The organism is Nisaea nitritireducens (genome assembly GCF_014904795.1).
In the GTDB taxonomy this organism is placed as follows: Bacteria; Pseudomonadota; Alphaproteobacteria; order Thalassobaculales; family Thalassobaculaceae; genus Nisaea; species Nisaea nitritireducens.
Window position 1 is genome coordinate 40,102 of the sequence record NZ_JACZFS010000063.1, and the last position, 19,061, is coordinate 59,162.

The window sequence follows — 19,061 nt, forward strand, 5'->3', positions numbered from 1 at the left end:
TGAAGATGCCATGGTGTTCAGAACAGTAGCGGCGCGTTGTCCGTCACTTCCTTCATCACGAAAAAGGTCCGGGTCTGCCGGACGCCGGGCAAAGCGATGAGTTTGGAGCCATGCATGCTGTTGAAGTCGGCAATGTCGCTGACCCGGATCTTCAGGAAATAGTCGAAATCGCCAGCTACCAGATGGCAGTCGAGAATGAAGGGCAGCTTGGTTACCGCCGCCTCGAATTCGCCGAAGCTCTCCGGCGTCGAGCGATCCAGCACCACACCGACCATCACCAGTGTGCCGCGCTCGACCTTCTCCGGTGCGATCAGGGCCCGGACGGAAGAGATGTAGCCGTCCTCAAACAGGCGCTGGGTCCTGCGATGACAGGTGGCCGGGCTGGTGTTGGTCAGGGAGGCGAGCTCCGCATTGCTCAATCGCCCATTCTGTTGCAAATGGCGCAGGATATTGCGATCCGTTCGGTCGAGCTCTGCGGGCATGATCATTTCTCTCATTTTAATGCTCATGATTGAGAGAATAATATTATCCATTAGAAATCATGCCGTCTTTCTCGAAATCAACCATCGCAAAACGGAAGCACCTTCCGTTGTCTCTTTGCTAGCGTTCCGGCGCCATTTCAAGCGCAAGGAGCCAGCCCATGAACCTTCAGAAATTCGAGCGCTACCCGCTCACTTTCGGCCCGACCCCGATCGAACATCTGCCCCGCATGACCGAGGCGCTCGGCGGCAAGGTGGAGATCTATGCCAAGCGGGACGATTGCAATTCCGGCCTCGCCATGGGCGGCAACAAGCTGCGCAAACTGGAATATATCGTCCCCGACGCCATCGCCTCGAACGCGGACACGCTGGTGTCCATCGGTGGCGTGCAGTCGAACCACACCCGCATGGTCGCCGCCGTTGCCGCCAAGCTCGGGATGAAGTGCAGGCTGGTGCAGGAAAGCTGGGTTCCGCACGAGGACGCCGTTTATGACCGGGTCGGCAACATCCTGATGACCCGGCTGATGGGGGCAGACAGCCGCCTCGTCGACGAGGGCTTCGATATCGGTATCCGGCAGAGCTGGGAAGACGCCATGCAGGATGTCCGGGACGCGGGCGGCAAGCCCTACGGCATTCCGGCCGGCGCCTCGGTGCACAAGTTCGGCGGTCTTGGTTATGTCGGTTTCGCCGAAGAAGTCCGCGCCCAGGAAGCCGAAATGGGGATCAAGTTCGACTATATCGTCGTTTGCGTCGTCACCGGCTCCACCCAGGCCGGGATGATCGTCGGCTTCGCGGCCGATGACCGGGCGGACCGGGTGATCGGTATCGATGCCTCGGCGACGCCGGTGCAGACCCGGGAGCAGGTCCGCGAGATCGTCGACAATACGGCGGAGCTGGTCGAGCTTGGCCGCACGGTCCGCGACGACGAGATCGTCATCCTCGAAGACTATGCCTATCCGGCCTACGGCGTGCCGAGTGCGGAGACCAACGATGCCATCCGCTTCGCCGCCCAGACCGAGGCGATGATCACCGACCCTGTCTACGAGGGCAAATCCATGCAGGGCATGATGGATCTGGTGAAGAAGGGCTATTTTCCGGAAGGCTCGAAGGTCCTCTACGCCCATCTCGGCGGCGCGCCCGCGCTGAACGGCTACAGCTACACCTACCGGAACGGTTAATCCTGCTACCCTCCCGAACCGTCATTCCGGCCGGAGAGCCGGGACTCAGCGGATCGCAGGGGGGAGCCGCGTGGCAACCTCTCGCGTTTTCATCGCTGTCATTCCCCACCATCGTCATCCCGACGCAGGTCGGGATCCACCGATCATGGTGCGGCGCGTGCCATCTCCGGGTTCCCGCGTGCGCGGGAATGACGGTTGTGGGAGGTATAATAATCGTCAGGACTGATTGAAGCCCCAGCCAAACTCCCCATGTCCAATCCGGGTACTCAATTTGGGCGGGAGAACGGGATGGCTGCTTTCACATCACGCATGCGAAAGGCAGCCCTCGCGCTTGGCCTGCTTGCAACTTTCGCGGCGGTCTCAAGCGCGCATGCCAGCGACATGACGGTGGATTGGCCAGCCTGGAATGCGGCCTCACCGCCGATATTCCCGGGGGAAACCTGGCAGCGCTATGCCTCTCCTGAAGAAGCCGGTTGGTCTTCCGCCTCGCTGGATGCCGCCATGGAAGCTGGCTCTCAACTCGGCGGTGATGCGCTTTTCGTGGTCTATAACGGCGCTGTTCTGGCCGAATGGGGGCAGACCGCCCGGCGGATGAATGTGCATTCCGTCCGTAAGTCGCTGATGAGCGCGCTTTACGGCATCGCCGTCGGGGAAGGGAAGATCGATCTTTCCGCCAGCGTCGGAGCCCTCGGCATCGACGAGATCACACCGCTGACAGAAACCGAGAAAAGCGCAACCGTCGCCGACCTGCTGGAATCCCGCTCGGGCATCTATCTGCCCGCCGCCTATGAGTCGAGAAGCATGAAGCGCGGCCGTCCCGAGCGCGGCAGCCACGCACCGGGCAGTTTCTGGTACTATAATAACTGGGATTTCAACGCGCTGGGCACGATCTACAACCAGCAAACCGGCAGCGACCTGTTCCGCGATTTCGAGACCCGGCTGGCCCAGCCGACCGGCATGCAGGACTTCTCCCTCCGGCACACATTCTACCGCGGGGACCCTGACGTCTCGCACCATCCGGCCTATCTTTACCGCCTGACCGCACGGGACATGGCCCGGTTCGGGCTGCTGTTCCTGAACGAGGGCCGCTGGCGGGACAGCCAACTCATCCCGGCGGACTGGGTGGCGGAGAGCACGCGCGCGCATGTGCAGCGGGAGCGCGGCGGCGGCTACGGTTATATGTGGTGGACCTTCGCCCGCCGTCTCAAGGAACTCGGCACCTATGCAGCGCTGGGCAACCGCGGGCAGACTATCATCGTGGTACCCGCCGCCCGGCTGGTGCTGGTGCATAAAGCGAATACCGCAGACGGCCATCGGGTCGAGACGGGGGATATCGTCGAGGTTCTGGTCGCGATCCTGAAAGCCCGTACCGGCCCTCCCGCCGCCACGCCGAAACTGGTCCCGGCGGTGCAACCGGTTATTCCTGGCGCGACGGTCGAACTGGGGCCGGAACAACAATCCCGGTTTACCGGCGCATATAAGGGGCGCCGGGCAACGATCCATGTGGTGGAGACGAAAGACGGTCTCGAGATCGCCGATCCGCGGCTCGGCCAGTTCCGCCTGCTGGCACAATCGGACACAAGGTTTCTGATTGAGGATCTTGAGCGCGAGGCGGTGTTCACGGCGAACGATGCAGGCGAGGTCACCGGCGTGAGTGTCGAAAACCGCAGAGGCGGCTGGACCGATCTGGAGCGCGTTCGGAACTGACCGGGATTATCTCCTCGTCATTCCCGCGCCACGCGGGAACCCAGTGAAGGCAGGCAGGGCCCTATGATCATCTGGGTCCCGGCTCTCCGGCCGGAATGACGTATTGAGTGATCTCGCCATATGACGCTTTCGTTGCCACGCCACTTTCATCTTGACCCCATACGGGGGAGTGGCTGTAAACAGGTCGGCTCCGCTGAGACGGGAAACTGTATTTCCAATCCGAGAGAGCCCGCATCCCATGAAACCGATTGTCGCCGGGCTGGATTTCGGCACCTCGAATTCCGCCATCGGATACGCGTCCGGCAACGCCCTCGATCTCCACAGGTTCGAGCATGGCGGTCAGTCCGTCCCGACGGCCCTGTTCTATGACGAGGAAGAGGGCGTGCTGGTCAGCGGGCATGACGCCGAGGCGCGGTTCCTGCAGGGGTATGAGGGCCGTTACCTGCGGGCGCTCAAAAGCATCCTCGGCACCAGCCTGGCCGATGACGCGACCCGGATGGGCGCCCGGTCCTGGCCATTCCGTTCCCTGCTGACCAGCTTCCTGACTGCGGTGAAGAAGAGCGTCGAGCAGGCGGCCGACGGGGAGATTTCCGGACTGGTCGCCGGCCGGCCGGTGCGCTTCGTCGACGAGGACGAGACGCGCGACAGACGGGCGGAGGCTTTGCTGCGCGAGGTGCTGGAAGAAGTAGGTTTCGGCCCGGTACAGTTCGTCTATGAGCCGGTCGCGGCCCTGATCGACGCCGAAGACAGCATGCCGAATGCGGATTATGTGCTGGTTGCCGATATCGGCGGCGGCACCTCGGATTTCACGCTGGCCCACCGGTCAGTGGACGGCGCTTCCAAAGAGGTCGCCGGGTTCGAGATCCTGGCCAATCACGGTGTGCATATCGGCGGCACGGACCTCGACAAGCGGCTGTCGCTGAAGGCCGTCATGCCCGCCTTCGGGTACGGCACGGAGATGAAGGCGCTGACCTCCGATGTCCTGCTGCCGGTCCCGCCCAGCTACTACAACGATCTCGCCACCTGGCAGAAGATCCATTTCTGCTACAGCTACGCGATGAAGCGGGATGTTCGTTCGGTCATGCGCCAGGCGGTCGAGCCGGAGAAGATCGAGCTGTTGCTGGAGCTGTTGGAACGGCAGCTCGGCCACCGGCTTGCGAATGCCGTGGAAGGGGTGAAGATCGCCCTTAGCGACAGTGAGGCGGCGACGCTGGATTTCCCGGATATCGAAGATCTGCCAGCCATCACGGTGGACCAGGCCGCCCTGGCGCATCATTTCGCACCACTGGAGCAGCAGGTCGCCAAGGCTGCCGGGGAGACCCTCGCCATGGCCGGAGTGCGTCCGGAGCAGGTCGGCCATATTGTACTGACCGGCGGCTCCACCCTGTTGCCCGACATGCGCCGGGTCATCACCGGCTGCGTCCCCGCCGCCCGGATCGTCCCGTCCGATCCTTTCACGGCGGTGGCGAAAGGCCTGACCAAGGCGGCGCAGAGGGTTTTTCCGGCTGGGTGAGAAACGCGGTTCTGGAAAACAACCGTTCTCATTTCCTTGGTCGTCATCCCGGCCGGAGAGCCGGGACCTAGGCAATCATTGGGCTGCGTCCACCTTCCCCTGGGGTCCCGCGTGCGCGGGAATGACGGTTGGGGGCGTGTTCAGCCAAACCGACGCCCCACTCAGTTCCCGAACAGTTTCTTCAGCCCTTCGCCGGCCTTCTCCAGCTCCTTGCCGGTGTCTTCGATAACCTTCTTCGTATCGTCGACGGCCTTCTTGGCGCCTTCCACATCGGTTGGCAGCTTGCCGCCGTTGATCTTGCCGAGGTTCTGCTTCAGCGCTTCCAGGGTCTTGCCGACACCGATGCTGGCGGCGGCCCGGCTGGCGGCGTCGGTCAGGGCGGCCATCACTTCAGCAGCCACTTCTTCCGGTGTCGCCCCGCCGGACTCCTTGCCGATATTCCGGAGGGTGATATCCGGCAGCCTTGCTTCCAGTGCCTTGCCCTGATCGAGCAGGGAGGCGGCGACTGTCACCTTGCCGCCGCGCACTTTGAGGGTTTCGATGATGAGCTTCTTGTCTGTGCCGCCGCTTTCACCGGAGGAGGGTGCGCTGGATGAACCACCACCGCCGCTGTTCTTCTTCACGTTGTCCGCGATGGTGCCGATATTGTTGCCGCCGGGCATCAGCTCATAGGTCACCTCAGGCCCGTCGACGGAGATCTCCTTGATCACGATCACCGGCTGGCTGACGCTCGCGGTATCCAGAGCAACACTGATCCCGCCGAGCGAGATCGCGCTGTCGCTCTTGAAGCCGGATGGATTACCGACCGTCAGCCCGTTGATCCCGGCCCGGCCGTCCAGCACCTCGATCTTCACACCGGAGACGGTGACCGGTACCCCGGCGACGCGCGTGCCTTGCTCCTCGATCACGTCCTTGACGAGGGAATCGAGATTGCCGAACACGAAGACGACGACGGCAACCACCGCCACCAACAGGACCGCGATAACGGCCCCCACAATGATTCCCAAACGCTTCATCGTCTCACTCCAGATCTGGTGCGGCCAACAGGGCCGCACGGCTGCATCGCTTTTCCAGGAGACTCTAGGCGTGTTGGTGGGAGGAGGTCCAGAGACGAGGGTGTGACGGCGGTCGAGGGCTGGGCAATGCGATCACACAGTCATCTGACCGGAGGTATGGTTATCGGTAAATTCGGGCCTTTTACTCCGTATTAATGAAGTCTGGCCTAAGTTCGGCTTCCCGACGACCAGTCAGAGTCAGAAGAACCGATCCAATGCCACGTGAAATCCGAACGATCATCCTGAGCGACGCCGAACTGAAGGGTGCGATCGATTCTTTCCGGCGAGTCCACAAGGAGCTTCTGCCGCCCGGCACCGTGCATGGGATTGAAGCGCAGCCGGATGGCAGCATTCTGATCGCCATAGAGATGAAGTTTGGCCCGAACATCCGCAATGACAGCTTTATTCTTGAGCAGCAGCATGTGGTCGAGGCTTTTGTAAGATTCTGCATTGAAACCAACATCATCATCCCGCGCAGCGGCACCAAGAAGATTGTGCGGACCGATAAGGAGTGGATTCTCGAAATTCGCTTGAAGAGCAACGAGATGGCCCATCAGGCTGCCTATGCGGAATTGAAGAAACAGGAACTAAAGGGACGGGCGACTTAACGCCCAAGTTTCCTTCTTCCCCTAATTCCCGGAGAAAGCCCCGTCAGTCGTGCAGCGCGAACATCATCGCGTAGAGCCCGGCATCCACGTGCTTCGCGCCGCGCTCGGCAAGGCCGTCGACGATCCCCGCTTCCTTGAGGGCGGCTTCGACGAAGACCCGGTCGGTGCCTTCGATCACCGCTGTGAACGGCGCCTCGCCGTCTTTGCTCTTGCGGATCGACTGCTCGCCGGTCCCGGCCAGCGAGCGGCCCATATCGGCCTGCCAGTGCTGCACCCTTGTGATGCCTTCGCGATTGCGCAGGTCATGCAGGGCGGCACCGGCGAGCCAGCGGGCAATCGCCTCCGGATCCCCCGTGCTCGGATCGTAGCGCACGGTCGCGACGACCGAGCCGAGAACCTCACCGCTGCAGAACCGCACCCGGTTGGTCGCGCGCACGAAATTACGGAATTCCTGCATCATCCGGGACGTCCATTCCGTCGGATTGTCGAGCGCGTGGCGATAGACCGGATCGTCGAAACAGGCCAGGCCCTCGACATCGTAGGCCGCGAGATACCTGTGCTTGCCCCGGCCGAGCTTGCGATACCGCCGCCCGTTCCGCCACCCCGGCATGCCGACCCGCTCCGGAATATGCTCGCGGTGGTACCACTCGCTGAACTCGGCATCGCATTCAGGCGTCGTGTCGCCCCATACCGCCATCACCGCGTCTGTCATGTGTGTGTTTCCTCCCGGTCAGTGCCGTTTTTCCGGCATTCGCGTTGAAGCGGGTTGTTCGCCGCTGATGGGCGGGAGTATCGCCCGGTTGCGGGTCTGCCGGAAGCGGGAACGGCACGGAGTTTTGCCTGGCCGGTTGATGGACGGTGTGTCACCTGAATCCCTGTTCCCGTCCGCAGATGCCGCATCACAGACGCTGGTTGATCTCGATCAGGTTGAACGACGGGTCGTAGACGTAGACCTGATGATAGCCGGTCATCGCATAGGTTCCCGCGTCGGAATAAACGATCCCGGCTTCCTGCAGTCGCTGCATCACGGCGTGGATGTCCTGGACGCGGAAAGCAGGGTGGCCGCCTATCGAGGGGTTGTGGGCGAAACCGTTGCGCTGACCGAACCCGGCGTCCGGCCGGATGACGTGCAGGCCCCTGTTCTCTCTGCCGAGATCAAGAACCGCGAGTTCGTCCGGGTCGATGCTGAAATTCCCCATGTCCGTCGGCGCTTTCCAGGTGCCTTCGATCATTGCAGCCGTCCTGGTAAAGAAACCAACTGTCGCCCGAACGTCGTGCGCCTGAAGATTGACATGATGCAGGATCCAGCCATCGGCATCGGTCACGCTCTGCATGTCGTTCCGCTCGGTGAAACCGATCAGATTCATCGACGGGTCGTAACAGAAGAGCTGCCGGTCGAGGCCGGGGAAAAGCCCATCGATCCGGGAGCTGGAAATGCCCGCACTGTCCAACGTGCCTTGCACCGCGTTCAGGTCTGGCACGGCAATGGTCGCGGATTTTTCCATGAGGGGGTTATGCAGGAGGTGCCGTTCCAGCGCGAACCCAGGATCGGGCTGGAACAGCGACAGGCTCTGAAAGCCGTTGGAGAAGGAGTGGGGGGCTGCGTCCGGCGCCGGTGGCAGGCCGACTATGTCCGCATAGAAGCGTGCCGCCGCGCCCCTGTCATGCACGCAAAGCCCGACATGAGCGATCTCCCAGGTGACGTCGCGATTTCCTGTCGGCATTTAATCCTCTCCTTGCGAAATAACGAACTAAGGGGACATGACACTTTATTCGCCCGCCGCAATTCGTCATCCCGGACTTGATCCGGGATCTCCTGATGAAGGTCCTCGCCCCACGATCCCCTAGGTCCCGGCTCTCGGGCCGGGATGACGGAGATTGAGAGAGGCGCGAGATTTATCCCCGCCACCTGGAAATTCAGTCGTGCACCCCTCTATTCGGCAGGATCAAACCGTCAAAATCGTCGACCCCGTCGTCTCCCGTGCCTCAAGCGCGCGGTGGGCCTCGGCGGCGTCCTTCAGGGCGTAGGTCTGGTTGATCTCGATCTTCACGCCTTCACGGATCTTGTCGAACAAGGCGCCCGCAATATCGAGGGTCAGCTCCCGCGTCGCCGTGTGCGGGGCAAGACCCGGACGGGTGAAGTAGAGTGCCTTGCCGGCCAGCAGTTTCGGCTCGACCGCCGGTGCGGGTCCGGAGGCGGCGCCGAAATGCACCAGCGTGCCGAAGCGGGCCAGAGACCCGAGCGAGCCCTCATAGACAGCGGCGCCGACGCCGTCATAGACCACCGAAACGCCCTCGCCGCCGGTGATATCCATCACCCGGGCCTGGAAGTCGTCACGCGTATAGACAATCGGATGATCGCAGCCATGCGCCCTGGCAATCTCCGCCTTCTCGTCGGAACCGACGGTCCCGATCACCGTGGCGCCGATCTTTTTCAGCCATTGGCAGGCAATCGTTCCGACACCGCCGGCAGCGGCATGCAGCAGGACGGTCTGGCCTGCCTGTACCGGAAAGGTGCGGCGCACAAGGTAGGACACCGTCAGCCCCTTCAGCATGGACCCCGCGGCCTGCGCGTCGCTGATATCGTCCCGCAGGGGGATCAGCCGTTCGGCCGGGTAGATCCGTTCCTCGGCATAGGCGCCGGGTGTGCCCATGACATAGCCGACACGATCACCCACCTTGACGGTCTCGACACCCGCGCCGACGGCTTCGACGACCCCGGCGGCCTCCATGCCGATTGAGGCGGGCAGATCGAGTTTATAGCTGCCGGACCGCTGATAAACGTCGATATAGTTCAGCCCGACAACGGTCTGGCGCAGGCGCACCTCGCCCGGCCCCGGATCCCCGACAGCGATCTCCTCGAAGCGCATCACTTCGGGACCACCGTGTTCGTGGATAACAATTGCATGGGCCATGGCCGTGGATCTCCCTGGAACTCGATTTTGGTTGTTGCTGTGCGGGTCATGGGGTGCCGCTTGGGGTGCACTGTCCGCCCCGCCAGCATCATGGGTCAATGCACGGTTCCATGTGGCGGCAAAAAGTCCGTCACCCCGAACCCTCCCTCCGTCGTCATCCCGGACCCCGATCCGGGACCTTTCGGCGGGTACGGCCCGATGTTCGGCAAGGTCCCGGCTCTGCAGCCGGGATGACGATCGAGGAAAGTGCTCTCAGGTCAGCGTGGCCAGCAGGCCGGCCATCAGTTTGCCCCTCTCGGCGAGGCTCTCAATCTCGATATGCTCATCCAGCGTATGCAGTCCGGCGCCGCGCACGCCGAGGGAGTCGAGAGTCGGGATGCCCATCGCGCCGGTGAAATTGCCGTCCGAGCCGCCGCCCGCCATATGGGCCGTGATCTCGAATCCCAGACCCGCGGCGAGGCTCTTTGCATGCTCGAACAGGGCCTTGTCGGCGGCGCTCGGCTCCCACATCGGACGCGTGACGCCGCGCGCGACGTTAAAACCGACGTCTCCGTCCGGATCGTGCAGAGCCAGCATCTTCTCGACGCCCGCATCCAGATCATTCTGCCGCTTGGCCATGGACAGCGCCTCGGCCGCGCAGCCCGAGGGCACGCAATTGACGTGGAGCTGGTCCGAGACCACGCAGCCGACTGAAAAGGTGCAGCTATCGGTGCTCATCTCCTCGATCTCAAGGATGCGCCGGGCCATTTCCCGCACCGCTGAGCGCCCGAGGCGCGGATCGACGCCCGCATGGATCGGGGTGCCGGTCGTCCTCAGGTTGAAGCGCGCAATGGCATAGCGGCCCCAGACGAGGCCGCCATCGGGGCGGGCCGGCTCGGGGACGAGCACGTATTTCTGGCTCTTCGCCGTGGCCTCGATCAGCTCCCGGGTCGCGGGCGTGCCGATCTCCTCGTCCGGGGTGAACAGCACGGTCACGGGCAGCGGCGTCTCGATCTGCGCCGCAGCCAGTTGCCGGATAGCCTCCAGCGACAGGTAGTTGCCGCCCTTCATGTCCTGAATGCCGGGCCCCCAGCACTTCCCGCCCTCACGCCGGTAGGGGAGGTGGGCGAGCGTGCCGACGGGATGCACCGTATCCATGTGACCGGCGATCAGGATGCCCGGCGCCCCCGCCTTCGGGTGCGGGAAGGTGGCGCGCACGCAGCCGCCGAGGCCCATGCGCCCGGGAATGCGCTCGATCCTGGCGCCCATGGAAGCGAGGTCATAGCTCGCAAGGTCGATCATCCGGTCCACCGCCGCCGCGTCATGGGTCGGGCTCTCGCATTCGATCCACGGGCGGAGGCCTGTGCACATGGCATCGGAGTCGAAGGGCAGGGCGTTGAAGTCCATGGGGTTCTCCGCTGTTTGGGGAATGAGGGGGGCATGATACGCAACTCGCTGACCGAAATCCGTCATCCTAGGCTTGGTTTGGGATCCATATGACCACTGTCACGGCTCTATGAAAAGCCGGGTCCCCGCTCTCCGGCCGGGATTACTGTTGAGGAGGAGAATGAGGAATTGGGCAACGCAGGCCTGAGCCTGGCCAGGATCCCGTGGCTGCGGAGTTAACGGGCGAATTGAGTCGCGTGTCCCCAAAATTCCCTGGTCCCCTTAATCGCATCCGATTTTACCTTAGGGGAGTGGGAGTCTCGTGTTTCTAAGTGTACTAATTTACGGAAATATGGGATCCATAGACGCGTCTGGAATTAATTTTCTAATGGCCTCGCGTCTGATCATGAAGGAAGGAAATTGACATGAAGTTAGTACTCGCTACGGGAGACGAAATTGAAATTATTGGGCCGGTCTTAAAGAATACCAGGGACGGCATTTTTATTAGTCATCATGAATTTAACGCCAATATCAATGGTACTTCTGTGGTTATTTCTTCAGATGATCTTGACGGTGCAGAATTTCCTGAAGATTTTGATGATGAAGTGATTAAGTCATTCGATGATACTCTGCCAGATGTCTTAAGTAACTGGAAAAAAATGTGTCGTCTCTACGCTAAATTCAAAAAATAGTCTTAGGGCAATAGTATATTGGAGTGTTCTTCCGATATTTAGTGTTGAGTTGAGGGCGCGAGCCACTCAATTCGCCTACCGCAATCCTTCGCCTTGGGCCTGATCCGGGATCTATATCGCCGCTGTCACAGTCCACGAAAGCTGGGTCCCGGCTCTCCGGCCGGGATGACGACCGTGTGGGATGGAGCGCCGCCGGTGCAAACCTACCCCCGCCGCCGTCTCCGCCGTCCGCCTTCTTCTCCCGATTTCACCGCCACCCTTGGCGCCGGCATCTTCACTGCCGCTGACAGTTTCGGATACGGGTCCGTCTTGTGCGGCAGGGCCATGGCGCCGACGAAATGTTCCTGGAAGCGAGGCTCGACGGCGGTCTCGACCTTTTCGATGGTCCGTACGACCCACTCGATTTCCTTGCGGGCCTGACCGTTCAGCAGGGCGATGCGGGCGCCGGTGCCCGCCGCGTTGCCGACCGACACGACGTTTTCCAGCTCGCAATCCGGGATCATGCCGAGGACCATGGCGTATTTCGGGTCGATATGGCTGCCGAAGGCGCCGGCCAGCACCACCCGGTCGACGCTGTCCACCCCGAGCCGGTCCATCAGCAGGCGGGAGCCTGCATAGAGCGCCGCCTTGGCGAGCTGGATGGCCCGCACGTCGCCTTGCGTCACCGAAACCGTGTCGCTGATCCGGTAGGAGAAGGTGCGGCCGTCCGGGAAGACGCGGTCTGACTTTGCCGCCAGCGCGCCGTCGATCATGCCGTCAGTGGTGATCATGCCGGCCAGGAACATCTCGCCGATGGCCTCGATAATGCCGGAGCCGCAGACGCCGCTGATGCCGAGTTCGGCGACTGTCTCCTCGAAGCCGTCCTCGTCCGACCAGCGGTCGGTGCCGATGATCTGGAAGCGCGGCTCCAGCGTCTCGGGATCGATCCGCACCCGCTCGATGGCGCCGGGGGCGGCGCGCTGGCCGCTGGAGATCTGGGCGCCCTCGAAGGCCGGGCCGGTCGGGCTGGAACAGGCGAGCAGCCGGTCCCGGTTGCCGAGCACGATCTCCGCATTGGTGCCGACATCGACGATCAGGGTGACCTCGTCCCGCTTGTAGGGCGTTTCGGACAGCACCACGGCGGCGGTGTCCGCGCCGACATGGCCGGCGATGCAGGGCAGGGCATAGACCCGGGCGCCGGGATGCAGATAAAGATCCATCTCGGCCGCGGTTAGCTCGACAGCGGTATCGACGGTCAGCGCGAAGGGCGCGCCGCCCAGCTCCGTCGGATCGATGCCGAGCATCAAATGATGCATCACCGGGTTGCCGACGAACACCAGATCGACGATCTCGTCCGATCCGGCGCCGATCTCGGCCGCCGTCTGGGTTGCCAGATAATTCACAGCCTCGCGCACGACGCGGGTCATTTCCTCGTCGCCGCCGGGATTCATCATGACGTAGGAAACCCGGCTCATCAGATCCTCGCCGAAGCGGATCTGCGGGTTCATGGTGCCGGCGGACGACAGCACCTTGCCGGTCGCCAGATCGCAGAGATGGCCGGACATGGTGGTGGAGCCGATATCGACGGCGAGGCCGTAGATCTTCTCCCGGAAGCCCGGCCAGACGCCGACCACCCGGTCATTGCCCCGAAGCGCGACGGTGACCTTCCAGGCGCCGTCGCGCAGGGCTTTCTGCAGACTGGTCATGACCGCGTAATCGCAACTCACATCGTCGGCGATGCCCCAGTTCGGCCATTGCTCGCGCAGGCTCTCGCACAGCCGGCGGAAGTCGCTCGACTGATCATGCAGGTCGGGCTCGCGCACATCGACATAATGCAGGTGGGTGACCGGCCGGATCTCGATATCCCGGACTTCGGCCCGCTTGCGCACGACCTGCCGGTGGACCTGGCTTTCCGGCGGAATGTCGATGACGCAATTGGCCAGCACCTTGGCATTGCAGCCAAGGCGGCGGCCAGGTTTCAGGCCGCGCTTCTCGGCGTAGCGCTGCTCGGACTTGGTCGTCTCGCTGATGCTGCTGGCGCGCGAGGTGATCTGGAACTTGGCGAACTCACCCTCGGAAAGCTGGATCTGGCAGCGCCCGCACATGGAGCGCCCGCCACAGACGGAATCGAGATCGACGCCGAGGGAGCGGGCGGCGTCGAGCACGGTGGTTTCGGGCGGCACGAAACCGCGCCGTCCGGAGGGCGTGAAGACGACATAGACGTCCTCGGGGGTGTCGTCCTGCCGGATATCCGAGGCCGCGTCAGCCGGTGCGTTCATGGCGTCACTTTCATGGTGCCGTCTAGGCCCTGCGGCGGCGGCGCTCACGGCCGCCACGTGCGCCGACCGCTTCGCCTTCCGCCGGTTGCTCGCGGAAACGCTTGATCCAGCGGCGGCATTCCGGGTCGTGCCCCATCATTACGTCCGCACCCAGCACCGCGCCCATTTCCTCCGCATGCAGCGGGTTCATGATGGCGGACGTCATGCCGGCATGGATCGCCATGGAGAGGAAGGCGGCGTTCATGGCGTGCCGGTTCGGCAGGCCGAAAGAGATGTTGGAGGCGCCGCAGGTGGTATTCACCTTCAGCTCCGTGCGGAGCCGGCCGATCAGGTCAAAGGCGGAGCGGCCGGCGAGGTTGATCGCGCCGACCGGCATGATCAGCGGATCGACCACGATATCCTCGCGCGGGATGCCGTAATCGGCGGCATGCTCGACGATCTTCTTGGCCACTTCGTAGCGCACGTTCGGGTCTTCTGAGATACCGGTCTCGTCATTCGAGATGGCGACCACGGCGGCACCGTATTTCTTCACCAGCGGGAGGACGACCTCGAGCCGTTCTTCCTCGCCTGTCACCGAGTTCACCAGCGCCTTGCCCTGATAGACGGCAAGGCCGGCTTCCAGCGCCTCGACAATAGAGCTGTCGATGGAGAGCGGCGTGTCGGTGAGGGACTGCACCAGCTTGATGGACTCGGCGAGGATCGCCGGCTCGTCCGCCATCGGGATACCCGCATTGACGTCCAGCATATTGGCGCCGGCCTCGACCTGGGCGAGGGCGTCGGAGCGGACCCGGCTATAGTCGCCAGCGGCCATTTCCGCCGCCAGCAGCTTGCGGCCGGTCGGGTTGATGCGCTCGCCGATGACGCAGAACGGACGCTCGAAACCGATCACGATTTCCTTGGTCGCCGAGCTGATGACGGTATCGGTCATTCCGGTTTTTCTCCCTTGATGCGGCTGATGAGACGGGTCAGGAAGCCGCGGCCGTCTTTTCGGCCAAAGGGGCGGTGTCGAACCCGCCCTTGCTGTTGAGGTTGAACTCACCGGCGACAACCTGATCAACCCAGGAAACGGTCTTGGCGAGGCCGCCGAACGGATAGAAATGCAGGTGCCGGATCAGGCAGTCCGGATCGGCCTGGATGCCGTCGGCGAGGCCGACCAGCAGTTTGTCCGGGGCCTGCACGGTGAGCAGGCGGGCGATGTTCCGGGTCTGCCGGGTCAGCACTCGCATGGACGGGCCGATGCCGGAGACCTGGGCGAATTTCAGCAGCGTCTTCAGGCTGGCGAGGCCGGGCACGCCGATATGGATCGGCAGCGCGTTACCGGCATCGCGGATGCTTTTTTCCCATTTCAGGATAGCGCCGGCATCGAAGCAGAACTGGGTCTCGATATAGGTCTCGATCCCGGTCTCTGCGGCCCAGTCGTTCTTTGCCCTGAGGGCGGTAGCGAGACCGTCCACGGAAATATCGGGGGAGCCTTCGGGATGACCGGCCACACCGACCTTGCGGATGCCGGCGGCTTCGAGGCGGCCGCTCCGCAACACATCCATGGTCTCAGCGTAAGGGCCGACCGGCGTGTCGACACCGCCGCCGATGACCAGAACCTCGGTCACGGCAGCCTCTTCGGTCAGGCTTTCAAGATAGTTGGCAAGTGCGGCTTTGCTTTCGATGCTGCGCGCGGCGATATGGGGGACGGGCTCCATGCCCTCGGCCCGGAGCCGGCGGCAGACCGCGACGGTGTCGGAAACGGAGGAGCCGGGGAGCTGCGTTACGTTGACCGTGGTTCCGGCGGGCAGCAGCGCGCCGAAATCATCCACCTTGGCCGCGGAGCCGGGGGTGGTCTCAACCGAGAAGCCCCGCACCAGAGTCTGGATATCCGTCATGCTCGCGGTCATCGCCCTCTCCTCAGATCCCGTTGGCGCCTGATCGCGCTGTTCTTCGGATTTAAGGGCAGGTGCGGGAATTCAATGGCTGTCTCGCGTCACAACTTCTCTCAATTGCGACACTGTTTACGAATCTGTCGTCCGGCCGTCACTCCGGAGGCCAGGGAGTTGGGCGTTTCAGCTTGTCCGGTATGCGTCGTTCACCCGTGGCGCCATCGGTATCGGATGGCTATTCTTCGCCGCCAATCTGCAACCGATATCGTTTTGGAAATGATAGAAATCTCTTTTGCCATCGTCGCGCTGGCACTGTTTGCCGTCATCCTGTTCACCGGGATCGGCCGTTCGGATGTCTGGCGGGCAATGGTGGCGCCCCTGGCCTCGATCATCGGCAGCGGCTTTCTGGTCTCCGCACCGTTGCTCGGGCGCGAGCTTGGCGGCTTTGCCATCCTTGGCATTGCTGGTCTCTGCGCCTTCGCCTGGATGATCGGCGGTGCTGTCCGGTACAACATCATGCAGGTCGAACCGATGCTGGAACAGACGCCGCCGCCGCGTCAGATTGCGGTTCTCGAGCGGCTCAGCACCTTCACCCTGTTTTTCGCCTATGTGATCTCCGTCGCCTATTACCTGGCGCTGCTAGGTGCCTTCGTCATGAAGGAGGTGACAGGCAATGGAGACCCGGTGATGGCGAAGGTGATCGCCACGGCATTGCTTGCCCTGATCGGCTGGCTCGGCTGGTCCGGCGGGTTGCGGCAGGTGATACGCCTTGAATCCGGCGTGGTGGCCCTGAAGCTCGCCATCATCGGCGGCTTCCTGGCGGCGCTTGCGATCTATTCCGGTGAGCTTCTGGCTGACGGGGCGTCGATCACGCCGCCGGAACCGCATGGCGACTGGGGGTCTGTGCCTGTCTTGCTCGGCATGCTGATCATGGTACAGGGTTTCGAGACCTCACGGTTTCTCGGCGCGGAGTTCGACCGCCCGACCCGGGTCCGGACCATGCGTCTCGCGCAGTTCGCCTCCACCGTGATCTATGTGGCTTTCTTCGCGCTGCTGTCACCTCTGATGGCGGAAGCGATACAGGGCTCGGGAGAGACGGCGGTCATGGATGCGGCGCTGGTGGTGTCGCCGCTGCTGCCGCTTGCCCTGACCTTCGGGGCCGTGGCCAGTCAGTTCAGCGCCGGGGTCGCGGATGCCATTGGCGGCGCGGGGCTTGCGCAAGGGGCAACCCGACGGCTCAACGGCCATCAGGTTTATCCGGTGCTGGTGTTTATTTCAGCGTTGGTGCTTTGGGAGACCGATATCTACGGGGTGATCGCCCTCGCGAGCCGGGCCTTCGCCGTCTATTACATGCTGCAATGCGTGATCGCGGCCGTTGCCACGATAAAGGCGGGCGGGCAGGGCGTCGCGGTTGCCTGGCGTGTGTTTCTGGCGCTGTCCTGCGCTGCCGTGGCTGTATTCGGTATTCCAGCCGAATAGCGCTACCGGTTTACCTGTAACCAAATGAATGAGAGGGAGACGGCGATCCGTCTCCCGTGATGATCAGTTGCTCTGGGCGGCGACCAGCGTGTTGTCGTCCCGGGAAACGGCAATGCGCTGTTCCATGGCCGGCAGGACGGCGGCGAACCGCTTCAGCTCCTGGCCCTTCAGCTTTTCGCCCGCCGGGAGTTTCACGCTCATCGGATTACGCTGGAGGCCGTTCTCAAGCACTTCATAGTGCAGGTGCGGGCCGGTGGAGCGTCCGGTCGTGCCGATATAGCCGATGACCTCACCCTGTTTCACCCGGGCGCCCTTGGTCAGCCCGCGCTTGAAGCCGGACATGTGGGCGTAGGCGGTCTTGTAGGTGCTGTTATGGCGGACACGGATGTATTTCCCGTAGCTGCCATTGCGCCCGATATAATCAATAACGCCATCGCCGGCGGCCATGATCGGCGTTCCGCTCGGTGCCGCGAAGTCGGTGCCGCGATGCATCTTGGTGAAGCCGAGGATCGGATGCCTGCGTTTGCCAAAGCCGGAAGACAGCCGGGCGCCATTCACCGGCGTGCGCATCAGCGTCTTGCGCACGGACTGGCCCTTGCGGTTGAAGTAATCGGTGACACCGCTTTTCGGAGTGTAACGGAAATAGGCGAGCTCCTTGCCGGAGAGCGTCATCGCCGCATAGGTGATGTCGCCGGTCCGGACCAGAGTGCCGTCGCCGGTGCGTTGCTCGTCATAGAGGACTTCGAACCGGTCGCCTTTCTGGATGTCGCGCTGGAAGTCGACGTCGAAGCTGAAGATCCGGATCATGTCATGCAGCACCGCGACCGGAATGCCCGCATCGACCGCAGCCACATAAAGGCTCGAGCGGATGGTGCCCGCCCCGAACGCGTCGCCGCGCTGCAGGGCCTTTTCCTTGACGTCGGCCTTGTAGGCTCCGTCATCGGTATAGTGCACCTGGATCGTGCGGACCGGATCTGCCTTGAAAGAGATAGAGAGCAGGCTCGGTTTGTCGGCGGATTCTTCCAGAGAAAGCTCGAACAGCTGGCCGATCTGCATGCGCCGGGGATCGTAGACCTCGGTCAGCGCCTCGATGGCGGCGTGGGCGTCGCGCCTGTCGACTTCGTTCTTGGTCAGCAGCTTCATAAGGGTGTCGCCGCGCTCGACCTTGACCGCGCGGGTCTCGAGCGTGGAGGCGCTGCCCTCGGGAGAGGGGATGGAGAAGCTGTTTGCGCCAGAGGCCTCGGCCGTTGTCGGATCGGTGTCGGGAGCGCCGACGGTTCCGAACATGGCGAAGCCGCCGATACCAGCCAGGAGAACGGAGCCGAGTACGCTGGCAACCAAGGCCGAACGAGGGCGAACCCGCTGTGTCATGTAAGCGATCCCGAAATATATAATATTTCCGCTGATTCTGTTTTGAATGACCTATTAAGTCAAGACCAACCACAATTGAATCAGTGCACTGCTGATGCAAACTTAAGGCGGAGAATTAAATCGGGAGGATAGGCTCGGGAAATCCCGGATAGGCTGCGAAGTGCATGCCTGTATGCGGGAGAGCCCTGATAAGGGATTTATAGCCCCTATAGAGTGCTCTCTTATCGGCCCTTATAGAGTGCTCTCTATATAGGGATGCATGATGGCGATCGAAAAGCTGTTGCTTCTCCGCTGCATCGGTCTCGCGGCTTCCCGTTTACAATCCCCATTATCCGACTGATCTCGTGCCGCCAGCTGTGTCACGCCGCATCGGTTTGGTGGACGCCTTTCGGGCTAATCGGGAGGGCGCGTCCGGTCTATCCGAGAAACAATAAACCGAAATTGGCGGAACTCCGGGAGTCCTCTGCAGAAAAATCATCGAACGTCATTTTTTTGCAAATAAGTGTTTGACGGTTTGGTTAGGTGGGTCGTATAAGGCGCCTCCCGTTGCGGGGCGGCCCACTGAATTGG

16 protein-coding genes are annotated in these 19,061 nt (G+C 62.6%); 6 read left to right on the forward strand and 10 right to left on the reverse strand.

Annotation, left to right across the window (positions count from 1 at the left end; translation table 11 throughout):
- Window positions 1-17 precede the first annotated feature (17 nt).
- Window positions 18-482 (reverse strand): Lrp/AsnC family transcriptional regulator, encoded by a 465-nt coding sequence (locus IG629_RS19705; protein ID WP_193173620.1) that lies wholly within the window; start codon window positions 480-482, stop codon window positions 18-20.
- A 158-nt stretch (window positions 483-640) separates the two neighbouring features.
- On the opposite strand from IG629_RS19705, the gene IG629_RS19710 reads away from it, so the two are divergent.
- From IG629_RS19710 to IG629_RS19720, 3 genes are all read left to right on the forward strand, one after another.
- Window positions 641-1,657 (forward strand): 1-aminocyclopropane-1-carboxylate deaminase, encoded by a 1,017-nt coding sequence (locus IG629_RS19710; protein ID WP_193173621.1) that lies wholly within the window; start codon window positions 641-643, stop codon window positions 1,655-1,657.
- Between the two features lie 288 nt (window positions 1,658-1,945).
- Window positions 1,946-3,364, forward strand: a complete 1,419-nt coding sequence (locus IG629_RS19715) for a serine hydrolase domain-containing protein (protein WP_193173622.1) — start codon at window positions 1,946-1,948, stop codon at window positions 3,362-3,364.
- A 238-nt stretch (window positions 3,365-3,602) separates the two neighbouring features.
- Window positions 3,603-4,877 (forward strand): Hsp70 family protein, encoded by a 1,275-nt coding sequence (locus IG629_RS19720; RefSeq protein WP_193173623.1) that lies wholly within the window; start codon window positions 3,603-3,605, stop codon window positions 4,875-4,877.
- 161 nt (window positions 4,878-5,038) lie between these two features.
- Here IG629_RS19720 and IG629_RS19725 read toward each other — a convergent pair whose 3' ends face one another.
- Complete coding sequence (locus tag IG629_RS19725) at window positions 5,039-5,893, reverse strand: DUF748 domain-containing protein (RefSeq protein WP_193173624.1); 855 nt, start codon at window positions 5,891-5,893, stop codon at window positions 5,039-5,041.
- A gap of 254 nt (window positions 5,894-6,147) precedes the next feature.
- Here IG629_RS19725 and IG629_RS19730 point away from each other — a divergent pair, with 254 nt between their 5' ends.
- On the forward strand, window positions 6,148-6,540 hold the full coding sequence (locus IG629_RS19730; RefSeq protein ID WP_193173625.1) for a hypothetical protein: 393 nt from the start codon (window positions 6,148-6,150) through the stop codon (window positions 6,538-6,540).
- A gap of 43 nt (window positions 6,541-6,583) precedes the next feature.
- Here IG629_RS19730 and IG629_RS19735 read toward each other — a convergent pair whose 3' ends face one another.
- From IG629_RS19735 to IG629_RS19750, 4 genes are all read right to left on the reverse strand, one after another.
- The gene (locus IG629_RS19735) at window positions 6,584-7,252 is read right to left on the reverse strand and encodes a DUF4286 family protein (protein WP_193173626.1); all 669 of its coding nucleotides are present in this window, start codon (window positions 7,250-7,252) and stop codon (window positions 6,584-6,586) included.
- A 187-nt stretch (window positions 7,253-7,439) separates the two neighbouring features.
- Window positions 7,440-8,264, reverse strand: a complete 825-nt coding sequence (locus tag IG629_RS19740; protein WP_193173627.1) for a VOC family protein — start codon at window positions 8,262-8,264, stop codon at window positions 7,440-7,442.
- Window positions 8,265-8,486: 222 nt separating this feature from the next.
- Window positions 8,487-9,455, reverse strand: coding sequence for a quinone oxidoreductase family protein (locus IG629_RS19745; protein ID WP_193173628.1), 969 nt, complete (start codon window positions 9,453-9,455; stop codon window positions 8,487-8,489).
- Window positions 9,456-9,707: 252 nt separating this feature from the next.
- On the reverse strand, window positions 9,708-10,907 hold the full coding sequence (locus tag IG629_RS19750) for a M20/M25/M40 family metallo-hydrolase (protein ID WP_404923913.1): 1,200 nt from the start codon (window positions 10,905-10,907) through the stop codon (window positions 9,708-9,710).
- Between the two features lie 338 nt (window positions 10,908-11,245).
- Between IG629_RS19750 and IG629_RS19755 the strand changes: the two genes are divergently transcribed.
- Window positions 11,246-11,512, forward strand: a complete 267-nt coding sequence (locus IG629_RS19755; RefSeq protein ID WP_193173630.1) for a hypothetical protein — start codon at window positions 11,246-11,248, stop codon at window positions 11,510-11,512.
- A 203-nt stretch (window positions 11,513-11,715) separates the two neighbouring features.
- On the opposite strand, the gene IG629_RS19760 is transcribed toward IG629_RS19755, so the two are convergent.
- Genes IG629_RS19760 through IG629_RS19770 form a run of 3 tightly spaced genes read right to left on the reverse strand, consistent with a single transcriptional unit; the run spans window position 11,716 to window position 15,659 of the window.
- The gene (locus IG629_RS19760; RefSeq protein ID WP_193173631.1) at window positions 11,716-13,770 is read right to left on the reverse strand and encodes an ASKHA domain-containing protein; all 2,055 of its coding nucleotides are present in this window, start codon (window positions 13,768-13,770) and stop codon (window positions 11,716-11,718) included.
- A gap of 22 nt (window positions 13,771-13,792) precedes the next feature.
- Window positions 13,793-14,698, reverse strand: a complete 906-nt coding sequence (locus IG629_RS19765) for a methyltetrahydrofolate cobalamin methyltransferase (protein ID WP_193173632.1) — start codon at window positions 14,696-14,698, stop codon at window positions 13,793-13,795.
- Between the two features lie 37 nt (window positions 14,699-14,735).
- Window positions 14,736-15,659 (reverse strand): methylenetetrahydrofolate reductase, encoded by a 924-nt coding sequence (locus tag IG629_RS19770; protein ID WP_193173633.1) that lies wholly within the window; start codon window positions 15,657-15,659, stop codon window positions 14,736-14,738.
- 258 nt (window positions 15,660-15,917) lie between these two features.
- On the opposite strand from IG629_RS19770, the gene IG629_RS19775 reads away from it, so the two are divergent.
- The gene (locus IG629_RS19775) at window positions 15,918-17,120 is read left to right on the forward strand and encodes an APC family permease (RefSeq protein ID WP_193173634.1); all 1,203 of its coding nucleotides are present in this window, start codon (window positions 15,918-15,920) and stop codon (window positions 17,118-17,120) included.
- A gap of 63 nt (window positions 17,121-17,183) precedes the next feature.
- Here the strand turns inward: IG629_RS19775 and IG629_RS19780 are convergent, their stop codons facing one another.
- The gene (locus IG629_RS19780; protein WP_193173635.1) at window positions 17,184-18,491 is read right to left on the reverse strand and encodes a M23 family metallopeptidase; all 1,308 of its coding nucleotides are present in this window, start codon (window positions 18,489-18,491) and stop codon (window positions 17,184-17,186) included.
- Window positions 18,492-19,061 lie beyond the last annotated feature (570 nt).

What these genes read in the sequence shown, in the direction of transcription:
- IG629_RS19705 (WP_193173620.1), bottom strand. Translation starts at nt 482, where the DNA reads ATGCCCGCAGAGCTCGACCGAACGGATCGCAATATCCTGCGCCATTTG.
- IG629_RS19710 (WP_193173621.1), top strand. Translation starts at nt 641, where the DNA reads ATGAACCTTCAGAAATTCGAGCGCTACCCGCTCACTTTCGGCCCGACC.
- IG629_RS19715 (WP_193173622.1), top strand. Translation starts at nt 1,946, where the DNA reads ATGGCTGCTTTCACATCACGCATGCGAAAGGCAGCCCTCGCGCTTGGC.
- IG629_RS19720 (WP_193173623.1), top strand. Translation starts at nt 3,603, where the DNA reads ATGAAACCGATTGTCGCCGGGCTGGATTTCGGCACCTCGAATTCCGCC.
- IG629_RS19725 (WP_193173624.1), bottom strand. Translation starts at nt 5,893, where the DNA reads ATGAAGCGTTTGGGAATCATTGTGGGGGCCGTTATCGCGGTCCTGTTG.
- IG629_RS19730 (WP_193173625.1), top strand. Translation starts at nt 6,148, where the DNA reads ATGCCACGTGAAATCCGAACGATCATCCTGAGCGACGCCGAACTGAAG.
- IG629_RS19735 (WP_193173626.1), bottom strand. Translation starts at nt 7,252, where the DNA reads ATGACAGACGCGGTGATGGCGGTATGGGGCGACACGACGCCTGAATGC.
- IG629_RS19740 (WP_193173627.1), bottom strand. Translation starts at nt 8,264, where the DNA reads ATGCCGACAGGAAATCGCGACGTCACCTGGGAGATCGCTCATGTCGGG.
- IG629_RS19745 (WP_193173628.1), bottom strand. Translation starts at nt 9,455, where the DNA reads ATGGCCCATGCAATTGTTATCCACGAACACGGTGGTCCCGAAGTGATG.
- IG629_RS19750 (WP_404923913.1), bottom strand. Translation starts at nt 10,907, where the DNA reads ATGACGGATTTCGGTCAGCGAGTTGCGTATCATGCCCCCCTCATTCCC.
- IG629_RS19755 (WP_193173630.1), top strand. Translation starts at nt 11,246, where the DNA reads ATGAAGTTAGTACTCGCTACGGGAGACGAAATTGAAATTATTGGGCCG.
- IG629_RS19760 (WP_193173631.1), bottom strand. Translation starts at nt 13,770, where the DNA reads ATGAACGCACCGGCTGACGCGGCCTCGGATATCCGGCAGGACGACACC.
- IG629_RS19765 (WP_193173632.1), bottom strand. Translation starts at nt 14,698, where the DNA reads ATGACCGATACCGTCATCAGCTCGGCGACCAAGGAAATCGTGATCGGT.
- IG629_RS19770 (WP_193173633.1), bottom strand. Translation starts at nt 15,659, where the DNA reads ATGACCGCGAGCATGACGGATATCCAGACTCTGGTGCGGGGCTTCTCG.
- IG629_RS19775 (WP_193173634.1), top strand. Translation starts at nt 15,918, where the DNA reads ATGATAGAAATCTCTTTTGCCATCGTCGCGCTGGCACTGTTTGCCGTC.
- IG629_RS19780 (WP_193173635.1), bottom strand. Translation starts at nt 18,491, where the DNA reads ATGACACAGCGGGTTCGCCCTCGTTCGGCCTTGGTTGCCAGCGTACTC.